At 45.7% G+C, this 22,951-nt stretch carries 23 protein-coding genes and 1 CRISPR repeat array; of the genes, 20 read left to right on the forward strand and 3 right to left on the reverse strand.

The features are described from left to right. Positions 1-15: 15 nt before the first annotated feature. From cmr4 to cas6, 4 genes are all read left to right on the forward strand, one after another. Positions 16-969, forward strand: coding sequence for a type III-B CRISPR module RAMP protein Cmr4 (gene cmr4, locus MAMMFC1_RS13525; RefSeq protein WP_126309007.1), 954 nt, complete (start codon positions 16-18; stop codon positions 967-969). A gap of 19 nt (positions 970-988) precedes the next feature. After that, complete coding sequence (gene cmr5, locus MAMMFC1_RS13530) at positions 989-1,426, forward strand: type III-B CRISPR module-associated protein Cmr5 (protein ID WP_126309008.1); 438 nt, start codon at positions 989-991, stop codon at positions 1,424-1,426. Then, the gene (gene cmr6 / locus MAMMFC1_RS13535) at positions 1,407-2,561 is read left to right on the forward strand and encodes a type III-B CRISPR module RAMP protein Cmr6 (RefSeq protein ID WP_126309009.1); all 1,155 of its coding nucleotides are present in this window, start codon (positions 1,407-1,409) and stop codon (positions 2,559-2,561) included. The genes cmr5 and cmr6 overlap by 20 nt, the downstream gene beginning before the upstream one ends. A 177-nt stretch (positions 2,562-2,738) precedes the next feature. Further along, complete coding sequence (cas6, locus tag MAMMFC1_RS13540; RefSeq protein ID WP_126309010.1) at positions 2,739-3,548, forward strand: CRISPR-associated endoribonuclease Cas6; 810 nt, start codon at positions 2,739-2,741, stop codon at positions 3,546-3,548. A gap of 144 nt (positions 3,549-3,692) precedes the next feature. Here the strand turns inward: cas6 and MAMMFC1_RS13545 are convergent, their stop codons facing one another. Next, a complete protein-coding gene (locus MAMMFC1_RS13545) occupies positions 3,693-4,001 on the reverse strand; it encodes a helix-turn-helix domain-containing protein (RefSeq protein WP_126309011.1) in 309 nt (102 codons plus the stop codon). Between the two features lie 133 nt (positions 4,002-4,134). Between MAMMFC1_RS13545 and MAMMFC1_RS13550 the strand changes: the two genes are divergently transcribed. From MAMMFC1_RS13550 to tatA, 12 genes are all read left to right on the forward strand, one after another. Next, positions 4,135-4,377, forward strand: a complete 243-nt coding sequence (locus MAMMFC1_RS13550; RefSeq protein ID WP_162499707.1) for a helix-turn-helix domain-containing protein — start codon at positions 4,135-4,137, stop codon at positions 4,375-4,377. 5 nt (positions 4,378-4,382) lie between these two features. Further along, positions 4,383-4,577: a hypothetical protein gene (locus MAMMFC1_RS13555; RefSeq protein ID WP_126309013.1), complete on the forward strand. Its 195-nt coding sequence runs from the start codon at positions 4,383-4,385 to the stop codon at positions 4,575-4,577. Between the two features lie 497 nt (positions 4,578-5,074). Beyond that, positions 5,075-5,835: a CRISPR direct-repeat array (repeat unit 30 nt; unit sequence GTTGTGAAAGCTGCTATGCAGCATTGAAAC). Between the two features lie 386 nt (positions 5,836-6,221). Next, positions 6,222-6,944, forward strand: a complete 723-nt coding sequence (locus MAMMFC1_RS13560) for a helix-turn-helix transcriptional regulator (protein ID WP_126309014.1) — start codon at positions 6,222-6,224, stop codon at positions 6,942-6,944. Positions 6,945-7,025: 81 nt separating this feature from the next. Further along, positions 7,026-7,904, forward strand: a complete 879-nt coding sequence (locus MAMMFC1_RS13565; RefSeq protein WP_126309015.1) for a DMT family transporter — start codon at positions 7,026-7,028, stop codon at positions 7,902-7,904. Between the two features lie 175 nt (positions 7,905-8,079). Further along, complete coding sequence (locus MAMMFC1_RS13570) at positions 8,080-8,796, forward strand: MBL fold metallo-hydrolase (protein WP_126309016.1); 717 nt, start codon at positions 8,080-8,082, stop codon at positions 8,794-8,796. Positions 8,797-8,871: 75 nt separating this feature from the next. Further along, a complete protein-coding gene (locus tag MAMMFC1_RS13575; protein WP_126309017.1) occupies positions 8,872-9,216 on the forward strand; it encodes an ASCH domain-containing protein in 345 nt (114 codons plus the stop codon). A gap of 229 nt (positions 9,217-9,445) precedes the next feature. After that, on the forward strand, positions 9,446-9,883 hold the full coding sequence (locus tag MAMMFC1_RS13580; protein WP_232035456.1) for a CBO0543 family protein: 438 nt from the start codon (positions 9,446-9,448) through the stop codon (positions 9,881-9,883). A gap of 297 nt (positions 9,884-10,180) precedes the next feature. Further along, positions 10,181-11,083: a trans-4-hydroxy-L-proline dehydratase activase gene (locus MAMMFC1_RS13585; RefSeq protein WP_126309019.1), complete on the forward strand. Its 903-nt coding sequence runs from the start codon at positions 10,181-10,183 to the stop codon at positions 11,081-11,083. 3 nt (positions 11,084-11,086) lie between these two features. Next, complete coding sequence (gene hypD, locus MAMMFC1_RS13590) at positions 11,087-13,459, forward strand: trans-4-hydroxy-L-proline dehydratase (protein WP_126309020.1); 2,373 nt, start codon at positions 11,087-11,089, stop codon at positions 13,457-13,459. Between the two features lie 242 nt (positions 13,460-13,701). Further along, positions 13,702-14,391, forward strand: a complete 690-nt coding sequence (locus MAMMFC1_RS13595) for an outer membrane beta-barrel protein (protein WP_126309021.1) — start codon at positions 13,702-13,704, stop codon at positions 14,389-14,391. Between the two features lie 74 nt (positions 14,392-14,465). Beyond that, positions 14,466-16,262 carry a purple acid phosphatase family protein gene (locus MAMMFC1_RS13600; RefSeq protein WP_197723817.1) on the forward strand — a complete coding sequence of 599 codons (1,797 nt, stop codon included), beginning with the start codon at positions 14,466-14,468 and terminating at the stop codon, positions 16,260-16,262. Positions 16,263-16,390: 128 nt separating this feature from the next. Beyond that, positions 16,391-16,651: a twin-arginine translocase TatA/TatE family subunit gene (gene tatA, locus MAMMFC1_RS13605; RefSeq protein WP_126309022.1), complete on the forward strand. Its 261-nt coding sequence runs from the start codon at positions 16,391-16,393 to the stop codon at positions 16,649-16,651. 137 nt (positions 16,652-16,788) lie between these two features. Here the strand turns inward: tatA and MAMMFC1_RS13610 are convergent, their stop codons facing one another. Beyond that, entirely contained in the window at positions 16,789-17,049 is a 261-nt protein-coding gene (locus MAMMFC1_RS13610) for a hypothetical protein (protein ID WP_126309023.1), read from the reverse strand. Between the two features lie 221 nt (positions 17,050-17,270). Between MAMMFC1_RS13610 and ftsH the strand changes: the two genes are divergently transcribed. The 3 genes from ftsH (at position 17,271) to MAMMFC1_RS13625 (ending at position 21,305) form a co-directional block, all read left to right on the forward strand. Beyond that, complete coding sequence (ftsH, locus tag MAMMFC1_RS13615) at positions 17,271-18,806, forward strand: ATP-dependent zinc metalloprotease FtsH (RefSeq protein WP_269471836.1); 1,536 nt, start codon at positions 17,271-17,273, stop codon at positions 18,804-18,806. A gap of 374 nt (positions 18,807-19,180) precedes the next feature. Then, positions 19,181-20,563, forward strand: a complete 1,383-nt coding sequence (locus tag MAMMFC1_RS13620; RefSeq protein WP_126309024.1) for a glycine--tRNA ligase — start codon at positions 19,181-19,183, stop codon at positions 20,561-20,563. A 13-nt stretch (positions 20,564-20,576) separates the two neighbouring features. Beyond that, the gene (locus MAMMFC1_RS13625) at positions 20,577-21,305 is read left to right on the forward strand and encodes a type III PLP-dependent enzyme domain-containing protein (RefSeq protein WP_158618773.1); all 729 of its coding nucleotides are present in this window, start codon (positions 20,577-20,579) and stop codon (positions 21,303-21,305) included. Here MAMMFC1_RS13625 and MAMMFC1_RS13630 read toward each other — a convergent pair. Then, positions 21,282-21,506 (reverse strand): hypothetical protein, encoded by a 225-nt coding sequence (locus MAMMFC1_RS13630; RefSeq protein WP_126309026.1) that lies wholly within the window; start codon positions 21,504-21,506, stop codon positions 21,282-21,284. The two genes, MAMMFC1_RS13625 and MAMMFC1_RS13630, sit on opposite strands and share 24 nt — an antisense overlap. Positions 21,507-21,728: 222 nt before the next feature. On the opposite strand from MAMMFC1_RS13630, the gene MAMMFC1_RS13635 reads away from it, so the two are divergent. Continuing rightward, positions 21,729-22,934: a glycosyltransferase family 4 protein gene (locus tag MAMMFC1_RS13635; RefSeq protein ID WP_158618774.1), complete on the forward strand. Its 1,206-nt coding sequence runs from the start codon at positions 21,729-21,731 to the stop codon at positions 22,932-22,934. The last annotated feature ends 17 nt before the right edge of the window (positions 22,935-22,951 follow it).

Genomic DNA, 22,951 nt, shown 5'->3' on the forward strand with positions numbered 1-22,951 from the left:
AGGGAGGGACTTCGTATGTATAAAATTGCAAAACCTCTATTCCTTCTATGTGATACACCGCTTCATGCCGGCAGCGGTAACGATCTTGGCATCGTTGACTTACCTATTCAGCGGGAACGTCACACAGGGTTTCCCAAAGTAGAGAGTTCCGGGATCAAAGGATGTATTCGAGAGTCTTTTGAAGTTCGGCAACGGGATGGTAAAACTTTTATGGCTAACGGAAACAAAGTGTCCGGGGATGACTTGAAGAAATGCATAGAATTAGTATTTGGCCCGGAAGGATATAATGCGGATGAACATGCCGGAGCGCTAGGTTTTACTGATGCAAGGGTTCTACTATTTCCGGTAAAATCCATGCAGGGTGTTTTTGCGTGGATTACTTGCCCAAAAGTGCTGCAACGGTTTCAAAGTGATCTTAAACAATGTGAAAGGATAGAACTTGGCTTTACACTTCCTGGAGAGAGTTGTGCGTCCCAAGAATGCCAATTGTTTATCAGAAATAATCCAGATGTTGTGATTCTTGAAGAGTATAGTTTGGAGATAAAGCATAAAAATGATGAAAACTGCACAGCGCTGGCAAAATGGCTGGCTGATCATGTTGTGCCGCAGGGTGAAGCGTTTGACTACTGGCGTTGTAAGATGGCGAAGGATATTCTAGTTGTATCCGATGATGAATTTCGTGATTTTGTAACTCTTTCCACCGAAGTAATTACTAGGATCAAAATAGATCCGGTAAAGGGAATAGTTGAAAAAGGAGCACTTTTCACTGAGGAATACCTACCGAGTGAAACTGTCCTTTATTCTCTCGCTTTGGCAACTCCTATTTTCGCCAAGAATAAAGGTTGTTTTACTCAAGCAGATCGGCCTGAAGCAGCAGTAATGCAGTTTCTTGTCGACGGATTAGAGGGTGTATTGCAATTAGGGGGAAATGCCACTATCGGCAAAGGTATCACCCAGATTTGTATCTAACAGCGAAGGAGGATTAGCAATGATTCAACAAATCAACTCCATCAAAGGACTTGAGATGGGCCGGGCATCATTTGCCTATGAAAAAGTAGAAGATGCTGTTGAAAAGCTTACCAAGAATGACGCCAAGAAATATAAATCTTATGTAAAAAAAATTCCGATGTATATCAAAACCAATGGTCTCGGTCCCACACTTGCATTTATAAGATCGAAGACAGACCCTGATCCAGCCAAGTCTGATACGGTTTATGCAATGATTTACAATCAGACTACACAATGGTTAAAGCAAGATCCTAAGAGAGTAATTATCGTAAACAATGATTTAGTCAAAACGATCATTAGCCTCAGATCTCCCGAATATCGGGCGGCAACTGTGGAGGTATTGTCATTATTTAACTGGCTCCGCCGCTTTGCGGAAGGCCTTATTGAAGGAGAGGCCGATGATGATATTGCAGGGTAAAATAAAATTTTATAATGAGCAAAGGGGATTTGGAAAAATTATTACCCCGAAAGACGAAGAAGTGTTTTTTCATTTTACTGCTTTCCCCAGAGGAACACAACATCAAATTGTTGAGGGTCTAGAGGTTGAATATGAAGTAGGAATTGGGCAAAATGGTCGACCCGCAGCTATTAAGGTTTGGCTTATTGGGCAATACCAGGGTCAAAAGGGCCAACGGACAAACAAACAGTATTTCTCGGATCAAGTTGTACAGAAGGGACATGAACGTGGGGGGGCACTCAAAGGACAAGAAATTGAAAACATCGAATATTACTTGCCGGAAGATACGCGTAAATATGTTAATATACAAACCATCGATAATTATGCTTTGCGGTTAAATAAAACGCCTTACTTTAGTGATGGCAAATTTTTGTTTTTTCGGGTGAAAAGAAAGGATGCTTCTGGTGTGGAGGTGTTGCCCAAGTTCGATAACATTCCTTTTGAGAATCTGATATTAAGGCAGAGAAACACTCAGAAAAAGATGGGGCTAGCGGTTAAAGAACTGTCAGTAAAGGGGAACTGGCGCCTGGTCATTGGTTTAGGTAGCGCTTCCGTATATGAAACAAGCATCACTTTGCATGGGATTTACGGTTTTCCTTATCTTCCGGGGAGTTCATTAAAAGGCACCGTGCGCAGCTACATAATTCAAGAATGCTTTGGTGGCGAGGAAAAAGGTTCACAGACAGCCGCTTTAAGGGATGAAGGTTTCCGTGCAATATTCGGCGGAATAGCGGATGGTGATTTTAAGGCTATTCAGGGTGGTATCATTTTTTTCGATGCATTGCCCAAGGAAGCGCCAAAGGTGAAAACAGACATCATGAATCCTCATTTTGGACCATACTATTCTAGTTCTGGTGATAAACCTCCGACGGATTATTATAACCCAGTGCCTGTTCCATTTTTGGTTGTGGAGAAGACAAGATATCAAATAGCGATAGGTATTACCAAAGAAAAGAATCAAGTTGTCAAGGATGGTGTTTTTAATGGCCGGTGGCCATTAGATGTTGCCGAAGAATATACCTTAAAAGTTTTAGAGGAATGTGGGATAGGGGCCAAAACAGCTGTCGGCTATGGTATCATGGAAAAAACAGACTAAAAAAGAATTCGCTGATTTGAGAGTGCATATTTTTCCACATCTGGGGGTACCGCGTAACGGATTTTTCCGGACAGCATTTCGGGGCTCACAAAACCCTGATCCCAAATACCAGAAAGAAAGCAACTCCCCGGCTGGCTGTTCTACAAAAATTGCTTAAATCGTAGGAGGCACTGTTGCATGACCGTCAACGCGAGTGAGTTGACCGCCTTGGTCCTAAGTCTAAAGTCATTAAACACAGCATCACTACCGGCAACCCACGGCGCAATGGCGTATGCTGCGGCGTTGGATATGATCGGCCGCTTTGATCCTGCTTTGACAGTGCGTCTTCATGATACCAATGCCCGCAAGCCTTTGACCGTAAGTCCGCTATTCGGACCGGTGAGGCGTGGACGGGAAGTGCCTTTGACGGCCGGTCAGGCGGTTCGTTGGCGATTGTGCGGTTTAAATGCTGAAATATCCGCCGCTTTGGTACAGGCTGCCATAGCGGGCAGCGGCGTACGAATCGGTGACGCTGTATTCGAAATTGACGGCGCGACCACAGCGGTAGAGGAAGACGCGGATGCTGGGAACGATACGTTTAGCGGTCTTTTGCAGGCGACTACGGAGGCGCCGGTTGAGATAACGCTTTCGTTCATTACCCCTACCTGCTTCCGTCAACGCAATTTTGAACTTCCTTTCCCGTTGCCCCGCTTACTTTGGGGTTCACTGCTTGATGCCTGGAACGCTTTTTCACCGGAGTTAATTGATGAAACACGGTATTCAATCGAGGATGCTCTATATATTACCAACTATATCGCCGAAACCTGCCGGGCGGACCTTGGGAACCGCAGCGCGGTGGGCTTTGTCGGCAAATTTTCTTATCGAGTAGTTAACAATTATTTGCCGCTTAGACTACTTCTCAATCTGCTGGCCCGTTTTGCATTTTATGCCGGCGCAGGCTGGCAGACTACTTGTGGATTGGGTCAGGTCAGGCCCTATTTTCGCTAAACATTGTTTGGGATACTGGAGGATAATTAAGGCGGCAAGGGATTACACTTAATATATACCGCTTTATACCGCTAATCTCCATAACCCGGAAACTGCCGGAAGAATAATTCTCTTTCGGGCAGTTTTTTTATTTTGTGCGGCTCTTTAATCCTTACTTAAGGCGTCAAGTAATCGCTGAGCAAGTTCTCTCTGCTCTGGTGTCAATTTCTTAGCGGTATCCAATAATTGGCGGAGTTCCGGTTCAAGCTCCGGTTTCTCTTCTGCAAAGAATTCGCCGATTGTAATTCCTAATGCCGTTAGAATAGCTTCTAATGTTTCAATACTTGGAGAATTGTTACCAGTTTCAATATAACTGACTGAAGATTGGGCAATTCCAGCAATTTCGGCGACTTCTTTCATCGTCAACTTTTTTTGGATCCGTAAATCGCGTAAGCGGCGACCTATCTTGGGCATGTACTATTCCTCCGATCATATCACTATTCTGATTATAAGTGATAAATAGGGACGTGTCATATCAAAATAATGATTGACAATAGAGATAAATATCAATATACTGAATATATGATCGGGAAAGGAGTGCATCCAGTTGGACGTAGGTATAAAAATTAAACAAAGGCGCGAGTGTTTAAATTTTTCGCAAGAACAACTATCACAAATATCAGGTGTATCTCAAGCTTCGATTCATTATATTGAAGCGGGAGAAAATAGTCCTACCGCAAAAACCTTGTTTAAACTCGCCTCCGCCCTTGGTGTAAGTATAACCGAGCTTTTGGGTGACCAACCTGCTACGTCGAAAAGCCAGATCTCTGCTGATAAATCACAGGGATGACAAGCATGAAATTTTTCTGGTATGTCTGCGATGGAGAAGTAGAGGAATATAGCGGGCAGGAAGTCAACTGGAACGATTCAGTTATAGTGTTCGCCAAGTCGCCGGAGGATGCGCTACTGAAGGTTATGAAATATCATTTAGGTATGCTGAAACGTATCGGCATAGTCTGTGACGGCAAGAATATAGAAATAATTTCCTAATCGCTTTTGATCGGATCTGTCAGGTTGTGAATCGCCTCACCATCTAAGGGATAAAGATCAGCTAATTAAAGTCAAGAGCTAATCATAAATGTTTATAGCAAGCAGACACTGCCAGACCGCGAATATTATTCGGGAAAGCATATGCTAATATTCAAGTTTTCGTCCATCTCGTTTGGATTTCACTGGAAAGCAGGAATCTGCATATTTGCGGCGAATAAAAAATTTTGTGGACCGTTTGTCGCAAATTGTTAGAATACGGCTTAAGAACATTATTTATTTTTTTGCCGTCGACCCATAATAGCGTAAAAAAGCCGGGAGGTCGACGACAAACTAAAAATCGCTTTGGACTTAGACATTATTTAGGTTTAGCTGTACTTGAATGATTTAGATTTATTCCAATGAACTGGCTAAGATTAATCTGTGGCCATGTTAACTTACCATCGTTCACGCCTTATTATTATTGATATTGTGAGGAATTCTTATTGTGTAATAAATGGGTTGTGAAAGCTGCTATGCAGCATTGAAACACAACCGCTATTGGGGTCACGAGAACGAGGCCCCATGTTGTGAAAGCTGCTATGCAGCATTGAAACGATATATTGATCAGTACGAAAAACTCAAAGGTGAAAGTTGTGAAAGCTGCTATGCAGCATTGAAACTGGGGACTTCCTGACCGCATCGTTATCCCGGAAGGGTTGTGAAAGCTGCTATGCAGCATTGAAACATAATATACTGCTGCAGCATGGTATCCGTAAGAATAAGTTGTGAAAGCTGCTATGCAGCATTGAAACTGAATGATATCCGGGAGTTTAAACATGTTTCAACTACGTTGTGAAAGCTGCTATGCAGCATTGAAACAAAAAAGTCATAAAACGACATCCATCCTGCATCGCTCCGTTGTGAAAGCTGCTATGCAGCATTGAAACTCTTTCCCCCTCCCTATATCGCAACCCCTCTCTTAGTTGTGAAAGCTGCTATGCAGCATTGAAACCGGCCTGCATAAAGAAATTGGTGAGGCTATGGTCTGTTGTGAAAGCTGCTATGCAGCATTGAAACCGGGAGGCGCATAATATTTGTAAGGCGCAAGTTTTTTGTCGTGAAAGCTGCTATGCAGCATTGAAACTCAATCTGACCCCATATTCCACAAGGCAGTCGAATCCTGTTGTGAAAGCTGCTATGCAGCATTGAAACCCCGATCGAGAGCGAGCAAGGCGGCATTTCTATGTCGGTTGTGAAAGCTGCTATGCAGCATTGAAACGCTACAGACTGTTTTTTACTGCACACCCATATTTTTTATTGTGAAAGCTGTTTAGCTCCCTGAGACAGAGCAACAACCCACCAATCCAGGCTTAGCCTAGTTTAGTTGGGTTGTTGTTTTTCTGTAGGGGTGAACAACTGTTTTATAAGTATAAATTTGCATGAAATTAAGCGAGCGGGCTAAACGTCACAGACCGAAATTATTAAAGCTTCTGCAAGATATCGATATAATTGCCGGTTGGAAGATTGGTAGTTAGTCATGGCTCATAGAAACAGGAATTTCTTAATGAGATATTTGTCTATAAAGAAAGGAACGGGATAAGAATTAGAAATTGATTAAGTCAGTTAGTGAGAAAAGTGAACTCGTTTAACTTCGGGAGGAATAACATGAGTTGTCTTAACAATGTAACATGCGAACGACGGACTTATACCGAAAAGCCTCATGGGCACATTCATGCTTTCGCCCAGTTGGTTGTGCCGATCAGCGGCACCCTTTCCGTGATGATCGGTGAACAATCCCTTGCTGATTGCTGCCAAAACGTAATTTATATTCCTCCGTCCTCGTACCATTCTTTTCATTCACAAGGACGCAATCGGTTTTTTGTGTTTGATATTCCTACATTTTTTTTACCCAAAAATAAGACTTTGCTAGCGGATTGTCTTCGTATGGATGGACGTTGGCAGGCGGTCAGGGCGCTCCTATTTGATGAAGTAGGGGAAAGCACTGCGTCGAATCCGAGACTGTCGGACTTATGCTGCTATATTATGCGCCTTTTAGAGGATAAAGCCAGGCATTCCGCTTCGCTGGAGTATATGCATTCCAATTATTGCCGGCAGATTACCGTTCAAGAATTAGCCGCTTTGGAGCACTATAACCCATCCTACTATTGCACCTGGTTTCTGAAGCATTATGGAGTTTCACCGTTAAACTATATCCGCAATCTCAGACTTGAAAATGCAAAGGATCTGCTGGTTAACACCGATTGCACCCTTATGCAGATTGCGCAACAAATTGGTTATCAACATCAGTCTACTTTAACCAGGCTGTTTCTGGCGGAGACGGGTATGGCGCCGGCGGAATTCCGGCGGAAGAACAAAAGTAGCGGCTAAATAAGAGCCAAATTATAGTCAAGCCGGTTTTGTGTCCTTCTGCTACAATGGTTATATACATTGTTGGCGGGAGGATATTTTATGGGAACTGATTTGCGAGGACCTCTTTTTCTTTCGGCTGCGGCCGGCATCTGGGGCGGGATGTACGTAGTAAGCAAATATGCTTTGGATACCATTCCGCCGTTTACCCTCTTATTTATACGGTACTTTCTGGCAGCTGTCACGTTGGTTTGGTGGAGCCGGCTCAGCGGGGTAAACATAATCCCCCGGCAGGATAAAGGGACACTGTTTCAGATAGGTCTATTCGGATACTTTCTGTCTCTTGCCGCCCAGTTTATCGGCACCAAACTGTCGTCTGCCCACATGGGGGCCGTCATTACTTCTCTTTCACCGGTTTTTCAGTCCGGTTTTGCGATACTAATATTAGGCGAGAAAATTACAGCCAGACAGATGGTTGCTATCTGCCTGGCATTTGCCGGGGTGCTGATTGTCACCGGCTTGCCGGGGTTTAGCAACGGCGACGCATTTGATTCCGGTACCTTATTTTTCCTGGTTGCAGCTTGTTTGTGGGGATATTACTCGGTGTTAACCAAAAAAGTGGCGGATGGCGTTTCACCTCTGCAGATAACTACCTGGGGAATTATTTTGGCTACGTTATTCTCACTGCCATTTGCCTGGTGGGAATTAACCGCGTGGAATGTCGGGGATTTAGTCGGTCTGCCTATACTGCTCAGCATTTTATATTTGGCTTTTTTTTCTACGACAATAGCTTACTACTGTTGGAACAAAGGCCTGTTACTCATGAGTCCTCATAAATCCGGCCTGTTCTTCTTTCTTCAGCCGGTTGTGGGCAGCATTTTAGGGTATTTGATATTAGATGAATACTTATCGATTTCTTTCTTCTGGGGAAGTCTGCTCATATTATTGGGAGTTTACTTTGTCATGAAAGCAAGTAATTAGCCGGGTTTGCGAGTTGTAGCCACAATATGGGCGCATTGTAAATTTATGGATTGGATTGATCAGGAATGATTGCTTGTGGTATGATATGGAAAATGACAGTTCGGCGACAGGGGCGGGAAGGTTATGAAGTAATAATACCATAGGTCCCAAAGATTTGCCGTAAGGATGTGAGCCAATGGACTATATGACTGCAAGTATTGCTCCTGATATCTTCGTAATTGCGGTTGATGATACTGAGACCTGGGGAATGCAGACATACACCAATTTATATGTGCTGAAGCGTAAAGAACAGCTTGTCTTGATTGATGCCGGCTCCCCAGTGTATGTGAATTTAGTTAAGTCTGCCCTAAAAGATATTGGGTATAAGCCGGATGACTTTACTCATGTGCTGTTTACTCATGGCCATCATGATCATGTAGGATGTGCGGAATTGTTCCGTAAGGCGCAAAAAAGAATCCACCGGGGGGATTTGCCGCTATTAGCTCCGCACCTGGCGGCCGAAGTAATGCCGTATACCGTTTGGCCTGATGAAAGAGTAGGCATTGATGATCTCGAATGGCTTGACGCGGTTGCTGTAGATTACCACACCCCTGGGTCAACCGCTCTCTACGACCATGGCTCGCGGGCGCTGTTTGCGGGCGATTTCTTCTGTTTCTTTGGTGATCCTCTGCCCGAGGGCAAATTGATTTCTTATGCCGGCCAATACCGCGAGGCGTGTTATAAGTACGTAGCCGACCAAATAGCCGGCGGTTCTGCTCAAATGGACGATTTCCGTTCGGGGCTGGAGCGGTTGATGCATTACCAGCCGGCATTCTTTTGTACCGGCCACGGGGTAATTCTTCAGGATGACATCCAGGATTTCGTCCGGGGGCTTTGGCAGAATGCCGTGTAGAAATAAATATACTTACAAAGCCAGCGGGATTTCTACAGTACAGAATTTAGAAATTCACCAAAAGGAGACAAAAATATGTTTGCTTTGAATTTTCAATTGCCAAACCATGAGAAACTGTTGATTTCCCGGCAAAAGAATTGTACTATCCGGTTAGGCGATATCCGGGATGCCTACCCGGAAAACTCTGTGGTATGGATTACGGTAGGCGAGAGATTCCATCAGAAGCATAAGCTGTACATGGCGGTGATTGATAAGGTTTCGATCAAGAAGTTTTCCGATTTGACTACACATGATCTGGACCATCAGAATCCGGAAATTAAGACGGTAGAGGAACTGTTGCAGTTTTTTGCAACCACCTATCAAAAATCCGTAAGCCCGGACGACATCGTCACAGTAATTTATTTTTCCGAAATTCTATGATTATCCATTGTTTTCCTCCTGGCGGCTTTTGCGGCTATATGTCTTTTTCATGAATTATGCTTACTATACCCTACTAAAAAATAGTGTATTGGGGCACTAATATAGTAAGGGGAAGTTAAGGTCCAGTGTGCATGAAGCAAGCATTTAGCCAATGTCATAAAGGAGGCGTGGGATTATTACTGTAGAACAAATCATCACCGTAGTATCGGCAGCGATTATTTTATCAATTTTGATTTTCATTGTGGATTGGCGGTATTTCCGGGATTGGGTCGTTGTTTTTTTGTTTAAGGGATTGCTTGATCTTGTTTGGGGAAGCGCTGTCGTCAGTTTACACTTGCTCAAATATCCGGTCAGACTGCTGCCAAAGTACTATGAGACAAGCATTTTGTTTGAGTTGTGGGTATTTCCCGTTTTATGCATCTGGTACAATCAAGTTACACGGGAACGGGGAATTGTGCCTATCATTCTGTACGCCGTCCTGTTTAGCGCCGGGGTGACTGCCATCGAATACCCTATTGAGCGATATACCGGACTTCTTCGATATATTGATTGGAATTGGTTTACTACTTTTTACACGTTAATAATTACATTTTTGATCTCCCGAGGTTTCATAGCTTTTTACCGCTGGGGATGCGATTATTTTGGACGGAATGGACGGAATCATTGATAGCAAGAGTCATTTCGGATAATATAAGCCAGTTAGCCAGTTAGATTGTAACTCTCTTAATTCATAATACGTTACAATGTAACTGTTTTTTTGTTCATGGCCCCTCTTCAAGCAAATGAAGGGGGGATTGCTTTTCCCGCATTGTGAAAAATTAACTAGAAAGAGCACAGCGAATGGCGTATACTGGTTTTAATCCTCGCCGGACAAAAGACTGTTGCCCAGGATATTTTTTCGTTGTACATAGTTGGACTAACGCGTCTATTTTAAAGCATGGCGTTTGCGTTGGGTGGTGAACAAGTGAGAAAAACATTGATCTTCAATATTCAGAAGTTTTGTATTCATGATGGACCGGGAATTCGGACCACGGTTTTCTTTAAGGGGTGTCCGCTTAAGTGCTCCTGGTGCCATAACCCTGAAAGCCAAAATTCTCGCCAGGAGATGTTGTATGATAAAGATAAATGTAGTTTGTGCGGTCAATGTGCGCGGCACTGCCAAGTCAAGGCCATCAGCATAACCAACGGCAAAATACTGTTTGACCCGCATAAATGCCGGCTATGTAAGGTTTGTATTGATGTTTGCAGTAATAATGCGCGGGAAATAGCAGGAGAAGAATATTCCGTGGCCGAGTTGATGCGGGAAATTGAAAAAGACAGGCCGTTTTATGAACAATCCGGGGGCGGAGTGACTTTATCCGGCGGGGAGGCCATGGTGCAGATTGATTTTGTGGCAGAACTGGTCGCCACTTGCCGGGAACGGGGAATCGCGGTGGCGATAGATACGTGCGGTCAGGCACCTACGGAAAACTTCCTGCGAATTATGGAATACGTTGATATCTTTTTGTACGATATAAAGCTGCTGGACCCTGCCCGGCACAGGGATTACACCGGGCAGGATAACCGGCTGATCCTGGACAATCTGAAGGTGCTGTCGGACCAAGGCGCAAATATAAACTTACGCTTGCCGCTGCTTGCGGGAGTCAATGACGGTCCCGATCATATCTGCCGGGTGATCCGGCTTATTCAGAATTTCAACATCAGCAGCATCAACCTGCTGCCGTATCATGACATCGGGCAGGGGAAATACCGGAAACTGGCCAGGGACTATCCGGCCGAAGGTTTTGACAAACCGCCGGCTGCAAGGGTGGCGGAAATCAAAGCCGCATTTGAGCAGGAAAACTATCAGGTCAAGATTGGAGGGTAATGAGTGGAAACAAGAGGCATGAATGAAAGGATCAGAAAACTTAGAACCCAGAGTCTTACTGCCGAGCCCCGCCTTTCCATGGAAAGGGCCGAGCTGGTTACCGCAGTTTACGAAAAATATTCCGGCACGGTGGAGACTCCCATTTTGCGGGCGCTGGCCTTTAAACACATTATGGAAGAGAAGGCGCTATGCATCAATGACGGCGAACTCATTGTCGGAGAAAAAGGGGAAACTCCGCAGAGCGCGCCCACCTTTCCGGAGTTATGCTGTCACAGTCTTGATGATATGGCCGTCATGCAGCAGCGGGACAAGATCTATTTCCGGGTAACGGCCGAGGCGGAAAAAATACAAAGAGAAAAAATTATCCCTTATTGGCAGAACCGGGCGATGCGAAAAAATATTTTGGACCGGATGGCACCGGCATGGATGGACTGCTACGAAAGCGGCATTTTCACCGAGTTTATGGAACAAAGAGGGCCGGGTCACACCGTTATCGACGGCAAGATCTACAAAAAAGGCTTTCTTGATTTCAAAGCCGATATTGAGCGGGAAATAAGCAACCTGAATTTTTTGGCGGATGAGCAAGCTTACGATAAAAAAATTCAGCTGGAGGCCATGGTAATCTGCTGTGACGCTATCATCACTTACGGAAAACGGTACGCCCGCTATGCCCGGGAACTGGCCGCAGCCGAATCCGGCCAGACCCGCAAGGCAGAGCTATGGCAAATTGCCGCCAACTGTGAAGTTGTTCCTGCGCATAAGCCGGCAACCTTTGCCCAGGCCATACAAATGTACTGGTTTGTCCATATCGGCGTAACAACGGAGATCAACCCCTGGGATGCCTTAAGCCCCGGCCGCCTGGACCAGCATTTATATCCATTCTATCAACAGGGTATTGAAGCAGGATCCCTCACCCGGGAACAAGCCAAGGAGCTGTTGCAGTGTTTATGGATCAAATTCAATAATCAGCCTGCTCCTCCCAAAGTGGGTATTACTCTTAAAGAAAGCGGCACGTACACGGATTTTGCCAATCTGAATACGGGTGGGGTTAAAGCTGACGGTTCGGACGGGGTGAATGATATTTCCTATCTCATACTGGAGACAATGGATGAACTGAAATTGCTGCAGCCCAGTTCCAACGTCCAAATCAGCAGGAAATCGCCGCACCTGTTTGTAAAAAAAGCTTGCGAAATTTCCCGCAAAGGCTGGGGACAACCGGCGTTTTATAATACCGAGGCAATCATTCAGGAACTGCTGCGAGCCGGCAAAGATATCGTCGACGCCAGGCAGGGAGGGGCCAGCGGCTGCGTGGAGACCGGCGCTTTCGGCAAAGAAGCCTATATTTTGACAGGCTACTTTAATTTGCCGAAAATACTGGAACTGACGCTTAACAATGGCTTTGACCCAACAGTCAATAAACAGCTGGGCCTGGAGACGGGACACGCCGAAGACTACAAGTCATACGAGGAGCTTTTCGCCGCTTATAAAAAACAACTGCAATATTTTGTCGATGTGAAAGTAACAGGCAATCATATCATCGAAACTCTCTACGCCAAACATATGCCGGTTCCGTTCCTGTCCGTAATCATTAGCGACTGTATTAAAAAGGCCAAGGACTATAATGCCGGCGGCGCCAGATACAACACCAACTACATCCAGGGGGTGGGCATCGGTACTCTCGCCGACAGTCTGGCGGCAATAAAATATAATGTGTTTGACCGGAAAAGTTTCACTATGACTGAACTCATGCAAGCTCTGGCCGACAATTTTACCGGCCGGAAATACATTCACAACCTGGTGCTTAACCGTACCCCTAAGTATGGCAATGATGATGACTACGCCGACCAGATTATGATTGAGGCATTCGAAGCGTTTTACCAGGCGGTAACCGGCAGGAAGAACCGGAAAGGCGGCGTGTACCGTATCGACATGCTGCCTACTACCTGTCACATTTACTTTGGCTCCGTTATGGGTGCCAGTCCCAACGGCAGGCGGGCGCATAAACCTTTGTCGGAAGGGATATCACCCGATAAGGGGGCTGACAGAAAAGGTCCGACCGCCGTTATCAAATCCGCGTCCAAGATGGATCATATCAAAACCGGCGGCACTTTGCTCAATCAAAAATTCACTCCTGCCGTGGTCGCCGGTGAGGCCGGATTGGAAAATATGGCGGCCTTAATTCGAACTTACTTTAATCTTGACGGCCACCATATACAGTTTAATGTTATCGATAGAAAAACCCTGCTTGCGGCGCAAAGCCAGCCGGAAGAATACAAGGATCTGATTGTCCGGGTAGCAGGCTATAGTGATTATTTTCATAATTTGGATAAAGAGCTGCAAGATGAGATCATCGCCAGAACTGAGCAGTCGTTTTAATTGATGGATTTGTTATTACTAGGATTTTCTACAAATATTGGGATAAAATGAAAAAACGGAGAATTTGAGAGCTTGAGGCTGTTTATGCAAGATAAATGAAAAATTAACCTATTGTTAACACAAAAAAAAACAAACTTGATATAATTAATTTCAGAACATTCCATGAAAATTATTCCACAATATTGTCGAACTGGATGGGTGCAAACCCAGCCAGTGAATAAGATTAGGAGGAGTTATTCAGTATGAAAATCAAAGTCGGTGTTGCTGTATTAGGTGCCATGGTCATGGCCAATGTTGCTTTGGCCAGCCCGCTTACAGACTATTCCACAGGTAAGACAGCCCTTGATGTTTCTTTTGAATCCCCCAAGATAACCGATGATAACGATACATATGGTTCTACCGGCAGTGTAAATGGCAAGAGTATTGTCGGTTTTGGCATTACCACAGGCCTTGGTAATAAATTCGCCCTTCAGTACAAACAGTCTTCTCCCCGAACAAAAGATGTAACTACCGATGTGCTTAACCTTGGTGGCGGTATTACTTCGATTAATTCTCACGAAACTGTGGACGTCAATGAATACAATCTTTTGTACCAAATAAATACGAATATTTCTGTTCTGGCCGGCGTTTCCCAGGTAAAGGGGAAACTTCAGGGCGATTTGTCTGACAATACGAATACCCGGGGCCTTTTCCAAGTGGGCTTCGTCGGCTCCGCGCCGGTAGCGGACAAGACGACCGCTTATACAACGGCAGCCTTTGGCAATGATTTGACTACTTGGAAACTGGGCCTAAGCTATCAAGTGGACAAAAACTGGGAAATGGATGTTTATTACGGCTATAACAAATACAGAAATCTCCAATGGCAAACCGATTCCAGCCAATCTGATTTTACTATTAAAGGTGTGGGTTACGGTATTTCCTATAAATTCTAATGCCGGTTAAGCAGGTGGAACTTATACTTTGTTCCTGAAGAAAACATATAAAAAATAAGAGGGGATGACAGTTAGTGGATAAGAAAGATGAACTGTTGGAACTAGTCCAAAAGCCTGGCAATATAAGCCGTAGGGCATTCCTGAAAACTGCCGGCTCGTTGGCTGTGCTCTTGTCCTTGCCGGTTGATCTCAGAAATGTGTTTGCCGCAAGTCCCGGCGCTTCCGTCGCTCCGGACCACGTTACTTTGACCTGGTCGGGCGACCCGGCAACTACCCAGACGATTACCTGGCGCACCAACACTACCGTCAGCAACGGAGTGATTCAGTATTCAACTACCACGACAGGCAGAGCCGCGCTCACCAACGGAGTGCAAACAGTTACGGCTGCTCTGGAAACATTAAAATCCGACTTAGGGGATGCTAATCTCCATTCCGCCATGGTGAGCGGTCTAAGACCCGGCACCAAGTACAATTACCGGGTGGGCGACGGTGTTAACTGGAGTTCCGTTTCTTCTTTCACTACCGCAGTGGCAGGCGCCACTTCCTTTAAGTTCCTGGTTTTCGGCGATAGTCAAAGTGGTATTATCGGTACTCCCGAGTATACGCCCTGGCAAAACAATGTTCATGCAGCTTATGCCGCCAATACCGACGCCAAGTTCTTTATCAACGTCGGCGATTTGACGGAATGCGGTCAGAATTACGTTCACTGGAATAACTGGTATGCTGCCTGCCAGGACATTATCAACACCATTCCGGCCATGCCCAGCGAAGGAAACCATGAAACCTACAGCTCCAACTATAACTCCGGCAGTCCCGGCTGGATTCCGCCTTCCGGTTCAACGGCTGAGCCTTATGAATATGTTCATCAGTTCAAGGTGCCGCAAAATGGTCCTGCCGGCTTAAATACCCAGGCCTATTCCTGGGATTTCGGCAATGTTCACTTTGCTATAATCGACAGCCAGTATGATGAAGAAGTAACAGCGGAACTGAAGGCTCGCTTCCCGGGAACCACCTTCCTGGATTTACAGAAAACCTGGCTGGAGAATGACCTGAAAAATACCCAAAAACAATGGAAAATCGTTATTTTCCACAAAACACCGTACTATAACAAAGCAAACCGCACCAATGAACTCCTTAAGACCGCTTTTTGCCCTATTATTGAAAAATATAATGTGGATGTTGTGTTTAACGGCCATGACCATGGCATTTCCCGTACCTATCCCATCAAAGGCGATGTATTCCAAAACTCTCCGTCTAAAGGCACGGTTTACTATGTGACCGGCCGGAGCGGCAATAAGTATTACACCGACCTGTCGAAGAAGGTATGGGATCAATTCTTCTATGACGCCAATGACATGCCCGGTTACGTTGTTGCTCAGGTCAACGGCTCCAGCTTAACCTTAAAGGCGGTAAAACAAAACGGCACGGTTGTTGATACTTATACAATCAATAAAGCCAGCGGCACAGACAGCCCGGCCACTGTTCTTCCCGCCAAGTATGCCGCCACCCGGGTCATCGTGTACGGCAATGACAGCAACGTAAACGCAGTGCAAAACGGGTCGACCCGGTATATTCCTTTGAATTTTGTCAAGGTTGGCTATACCAACTCGTATACCGGCGGCACGCCGGTATCCAATTTGGGCGTGACCAATTTTACGTCCAGCACCACTCAAGCCGCCTTTACCTATAACCAAGTTAGCTATACTTTCACTGTCGGCAGCACTACTGTCGGCGGCAGCACCAAAACTCTCACCAGCCCGGCTATCCTGCAAGACGGTATGGTGATGATTAAGGCTGACGACGTTACAAATGTTTTGGGCTTTGCCTATCGCTATGATTCCAGCCTTAATGCAATCTTCCTCGCGAAATAGAGGCTGCTTGCCGGATTATAATACACCTATAAGCCGGTATAGCTTGTAGGTGTATTTGTTTTAATCATAATATCCCAGACTATGGCAGGGTTTATCTTTATAATTTTATGAGAGGGAAGTGTTCAGCTATGTTTAGTTTTGCGATGCCGGAACTAATATTGATCCTGGTGATTGCCCTGGTAGTCTTTGGTCCCGGCAAATTGCCGGAGCTTGGCAAGGCATTAGGGAAAGGAATGCAGGAATTTCGCCGCGCGACAGGTGAAGTTGTCGAAGAAAAAGCAATCAATATTGAAGCAAAGGCGATTGAAGAGAAAAACCGGTTGGACAAGTTGCCCGCTGCTGAAAGTGAGCGCAGAGCGGCAGGAGTAAATTCACAGGAGCAGAGATAGTTAGCGTAACGCCGGTCAAGGTTGAGGATATCTTGCCGGCGTTTGCTCATTTCGCAGTATTAAAAGTGTGAAGTATATGCATAGGGAGAGTGAGAGGTTGAGAGCGCAGCTCTCAACCTCTTTGCTTACATGAAGAGTTAATATTCTTCGGAAGAGTCATCCGCAGAGTCATCTTCAGAATCGTCCTCAGAATCATCCTCAGAATCATCCTCGATCGGCAGTTCTTCTTCGGACTCCTCTTGTTCCGGCGTATCCAGGCGATGAATCTTAGCCAGTAAATCAATGATCTGATGGTTTTGTTCAATCAGAATCTCTTGATTTTTGCTAATTGTATTGAGAGGAGCCAGAGCTGTTTGGAATTTCTCAACCAGGTATTTTACTGTTTTTTCATAAGCCAACTCAATGACCTCCTTTCCTATCTCCTTTATAATACTGTTGTCATCTTCGAAATGTACCAAACTTAATTGACATTTAACTTGTAACTTGCCCCGTAACCATTTTTGAGTTCAAGGACTCCCAAAGTATAAATATCAGATAGCTGTAGCAGAGTGAATTAAAACGCATACAATATTAACATAATACAACAGAAGGGAGAGTTTTTGTGAGTTGTGCAAGGTTAGTGTTTAAACGCCTAAAACGCCTGGGGGTTTATCCTAAAGTGGCAACATCCAATATAGGATTCCAGCTTATGCTATATTCTGCCGGCGGCTTATTTTATCTGCTGCAGCAGATCCAGAACAGAAATAAACCGGTTGCCCCTGTCTGCCGGAGTCAGGCCAAACCGCACAAGCGCGACACAAGTACCGTCACGTTTATGGATGTGGCCGGTGTAGACGAGGCCAAGCAGGAACTGGAGGAAATACTGGAGTTTATCCGGCACCCTAAAAGATTCAGTGCAATGGGTGCCCGCGTTCCCAAAGGCGTATTATTGTATGGCCCTCCCGGTACGGGTAAAACACTGCTGGCAAAGGCATTGGCCGGCGAGGCGGGTGTGCCGTTTTTAAACATGAGCGGTTCGGAATTTGTGGAAATGTTTGTCGGGGTTGGCGCTTCCCGGGTGCGCGACTTGTTTAAGGAGGCCCGGATGAAGACACCCTGCATTGTTTTCATTGACGAGATTGATGCCGTGGGGCGGCAGCGCGGCACGGGTATCGGCGGCAGCCATGATGAACGGGAGCAGACGCTCAATCAACTACTGGTAGAAATGGATGGATTTAACGCCAAAAAAGGCATCGTCGTTATCGCCGCTACCAATCGTCCGGATGTTCTTGATCCGGCGCTCCTGCGTCCGGGCCGCTTTGATCGCCAGATAGTCGTTGACCGGCCTGACCTTAAAGGCCGCCTTGATATTTTACAGGTACACACCAGAGGCAAACCACTGGCTAACGGACTGGATCTTATGGTTATTGCCCGGCGCACACCCGGTTTTACCGGTGCCGATCTGGGTAACTTGGTGAACGAGGCGGCGCTCCTTGCTATCCGCCGCGGTACTAAGTGTATTGAGATGAATGATATGGAAGAGGCGGTAGACCGGGTAATGGCCGGACCGCAGCGCAAGAGCCGGGTGATGAGTAACAAAGATAAAAAACTAACCGCTTATCATGAGGCAGGCCATGCGCTGGTAGGAATGCTCCTGCCCCATACCGATCCAATCCACAAGGTGTCAATTATCTCCCGTGGCCGGGCCGGCGGCTATACTCTCACTTTACCGGCGGAAGACCATTACTATCAAACCCGTTCGGAGCTTTTCAGCCAACTCACGGTCCTATTTGGCGGCCAGGCAGCCGAAGCCCTGGCTTTTGGCGAAGTAAGCAACGGCGGGTACAATGACCTGGTTCAGGCCACCGAACTGGCGCGTAAAATGGTGTGTGAATACGGTATGAGCGAGGTGTTGGGCCCAATCACCTATGTCCGGCGTAAAGAACAGGTATTCCTTGGCCGGGACATTTTAGAGAACCGGGACTGCAGTGAAAAAATAGCCGGCACCATCGATAATGAAATACATCGCCTCATTCAGGATGCTTGCGCTAAAGCGGAGGAAATCATCGGCGCTAATATTAAGAAGCTAAACCTTATCGCCAACTCTTTGCTGCAGCGGGAAACGCTCAGCGGCGAGGAATTGAAAAATTTGCTGAACATTCCAGCTAATCAGTAACGAGACAGGCATGTTGATAAGTTTTCACAAATGTTGGCCGGCGCTCTTGATTTTTGGCGGTGATTTTTGTATTCTTAAAGACAAGGCTTAACATATTTGGTGATGAAGGATTATAGTACCTGACAAAAACTTTTTTAGCGATTCGGGGGTAGTGAAAGCCCGGAAAAGGGATCAGGGAAACGGCGGTCCGGAGCCGGCTGCTTTTAAGGGGATGCACCTAAGTGCGTCAAATAGGGTGGAACCGCGGGTGCGATAAGCTCTCGTCCCTATGGATAATAATCCGTGGGCGGGAGTTTTTGTATTTTTATATGTTTAATGATGTTTAATGATGTTTAATGTTTAAAGTTTAAAGTTTAAAGTTAAGGAGTGACAACATGAGCGTAACTATGGATAAAATGGTTTCTTTGTCCAAACATCGGGGCTTTATCTTTCCCGGCTCCGATATCTACGGCGGATTGGCCAATACCTGGGATTACGGTCCCTTGGGGGTAGAATTAAAAAACAATGTCAAGCGGGCATGGTGGAAAAAGTTTATTCAACAATCCCCCTACAATGTAGGCTGTGACACCGCCATCTTAATGAATCCCAAGACTTGGGTGGCTTCCGGCCACGTAGGCAACTTTAACGACCCGCTTTTAGACTGTAAGCACTGCAAAGCCCGCCACCGGGCTGATAAACTGATTGAAACCACCCTGGCGGCAAGGGGAATCGAAAAAGACATCAACGGTCTCAAGTTCGATGAACTGAAACAAATAATTGACGAATACCAAATTGCCTGTCCGGATTGCGGCAGCCGCGATTTTACCGATATTCGCCAGTTCAATCTGATGTTTAAGACTTTCCAGGGAGTTACCGAGTCCAGTCAGAATGAAATCTATCTCCGGCCGGAAACCGCCCAGGGAATTTTCGTAAACTTTAAGCACATTCAGCGGACTATGCGGAAAAAGCTGCCGTTTGGCATCGGCCAAATCGGTAAAAGCTTCCGGAATGAGATTACACCGGGAAACTTTACTTTCCGGACCCGCGAGTTTGAACAAATGGAACTGGAGTTCTTCTGCAAGCCGGGTGAAGATCTAAAATGGTTTGAATACTGGCGGGGGTTCTGCCACAACTGGCTGCTTGCCCTGGGCCTGAAAACGGAAAACATTAAGCTGCGCGATCATGCGGCCGAAGAACTCTCCCACTATAGTAACGCCACTACCGATTTTGAATACAAATTTCCTTTTGGCTGGGGCGAACTATGGGGTATTGCCGACCGGACCGACTTTGATCTAAAACAGCACATGGAGCATTCCGGCGAGGACTTCCACTATTTAGATCCTGAGACCAATGAAAAGTATATTCCGTACTGCATTGAACCGTCTCTCGGCGCTGACCGCGTTACCCTTGCTTTCCTGATTGATGCGTTTGAAGAACAGCAGCTGGAGAAGGATGATGTCCGTATCGTACTCCACCTTCATCCGGCCCTTACTCCTTATAAGGTGGCAATTTTTCCCTTGTCGAAAAAACTGGCTGAAGGCGCGTTAAAAATATTCCAGGATTTATCCCGGCATTTTATGGTCGACTATGATGAAACCGGTTCTATCGGCAAGCGGTATCGCCGGCATGATGAAATCGGCACGCCGTTTTGCGTCACCTATGACTTTGATTCGGCAAGCGACGGCCAAGTCACTGTCCGGGACCGGGATACCATGGAACAAGTCCGTATGCCCATCAGTGAACTGCGGTGCTACATTGAAGCGAAGCTGGAGTTCTAGGGTCAGGCATCTTGTGGTAAAGGGTACTGGGAGAACACTCTTGGTACCTGTTTTTGTTATACAGTATCCGAATTACGGGAGTAATAATTATGAGGAGATAATTAATGGTGAGAATTATATAAATGCCACCGTAATTCTTCTTAATGTCGGACAACAATTTGATGATATTGATTTTATTGATATTGGGGGCGGTTTTGGAATATCTTATGACGAAAGTGAACCGGACCTGGACCTGCGGCAGTTGGGGCGGCAGCTGGACCATATTTTTTATACTTTTGTCGATCGTTATAGAAAAAAAATTACATTTGTTGTTGAACCGGGAAGGTATATCTGTGCTGAATGTGGAATATTGTTAACCACGGTACACTCGGTGAAAAATAACCCCGGCAGAACTTTTATCGGCACTGACGGCGGATTTAACGTCTTGATCAGACCGATGGCCTATGGCTCCTATCATGAAATTATTAATTGCAACAATATCAAAGGCGAAACCCATAGGGTTGATATATGCGGCAATATCTGCGAGTCAGGGGACTTATTAGCCCGGGACAGAAGGCTGACGGAAACCGTTGCCGGCGATATATTGGCGGTTTTAGACGCAGGTGCCTATGGTTATTCCATGTCGTCAAATTATAATGCAAGACTCAGACCGGCTGAGGTGCTTGTAACTTCGGCGGGAAAACCGCAACTTATCAGAAAAAGGGATTCCTTGGAGGACTTAACCCGTAATCAGATATTTTAAAGGCTTCCTAGCGTTCTTTACATATTTCTTTGACGGTAGGAGCGCAGCTAAAACAGGGAAAGCAATATGGCCGGCAGAGTTTGGGCTGGCAGCAGTCAAACGGCCGGCATATCCGGTCGGGGCGGCAATAATAAGGCCGGCAATGGTATGGTTTGCAGTAGTAGGGGAGACAACAAAACCGGTTGTTCTTAGAACATTCATTCCCACACCACTCCTTGATTTCAGGGTACTCCTGCCCGGATGAACTATATTTTTTCATGGCTATTTTACCTCCGCGATGAAAGCAAAGTGATATTACATAATATGCAAAAATATTCATATTTGAAAAAAATTAATATTTATTTAACAAAAGTTTAACGCGTAATTCGGGAAAATCATACATAATGTAATAAAGAGACGTTGAATCAGAAGGGGGGATTTAGATTGCGGATCGTATTGTTTACTGATACATTTACTCCCCAGATAAATGGTGTTGCCAAAACATACCAAAGACTTTTGGCTTATTTGCAGTCGAAGAATATTGAAACTTTAGTCTACGCCCCAACCGCAAAGTCCCAGGAACCGTCCGTAACTAATTCTAACGGTGTCTGCCGGGTAGCTAGTTTGGACTTTTTTTTATATCGTGACTGTCAGATTTCGCTGCCGAACTATTTTGCCGTACGTCAGACGCTTGACAAATATAAACCTGATTTGGTGCATCTTGCCACACCATTCTCCCTCGGACTTACGGGATTAAAGTACGCAACGCAACGGTGCCTACCCAAGGTGGCCGTATTTCATACCAATTTCCCCCAGTATCTTGAGCATTGGCGCGTCCCGCAACTTAAGAAATTGGCCTGGCGCTTTTTGCGGTGGTTTCATCGGCAGGCGGAAAGAAACTATTGTCCTTCCCGCGATACCATGCGCATGATGCGTTTGCAGGGAATTAACAATGTTGAATTATGGACCAGGGGGGTTGACCAGAATATTTTCAACCCCGATTTTCGCAGTCTCGATTTCCGGCGGTCTCTCGGGATCGATGACAAAATAGTACTTTTATATGTCGGCCGGCTGGCTCCGGAGAAAAGTGTTGATGTTCTCTTGCGAGCCTTGGATAAGGCAAATAAAAAATGCGATAACCTTCACCTTCTGTTAATTGGCGACGGCCCTTCCCGACATTACCTTACTTCAATAGCTCCGGAAAATGTAACATTCATGGGGTATCGCTCCGGAAATGATTTATCCACTGCCTACGCATCGGCGGATATCTTTGTATGTCCGTCAATTACGGAAACCTTTGGCAATGTGATCCTGGAGGCAATGGCTTCATCGCTGCCGGTAATTGCGCCTTTGGCAGGCGGCATTAAGGAAAACCTTTTTCCAATGAGAACGGGTATTCCTTGTACTCAACTTAACCATGAGTCTATGGCGGCCGGGATGGAAAGACTGGCAATAGATTCCCAATTGCGAAGCAGCCTTGCCCTGGGAGCCTATGAACACGCCAAGTCGCAAAGCTGGAATGAAGTTTTCTTCCGGCTTGTGAATAGTTATCATAATGTGGTTGAGTTATCACCGAAGCATTCTTTTTCCGCGGCGCAAGATAAAAAAAGAAAAACACCTGGGTGTTCTTCTCAGTATCAGAAAGTATAATTAAGTATAATTTACGG

The organism is Methylomusa anaerophila, from assembly GCF_003966895.1.
In the GTDB taxonomy this organism is placed as follows: Bacteria; Bacillota; Negativicutes; order Sporomusales; family Sporomusaceae; genus Methylomusa; species Methylomusa anaerophila.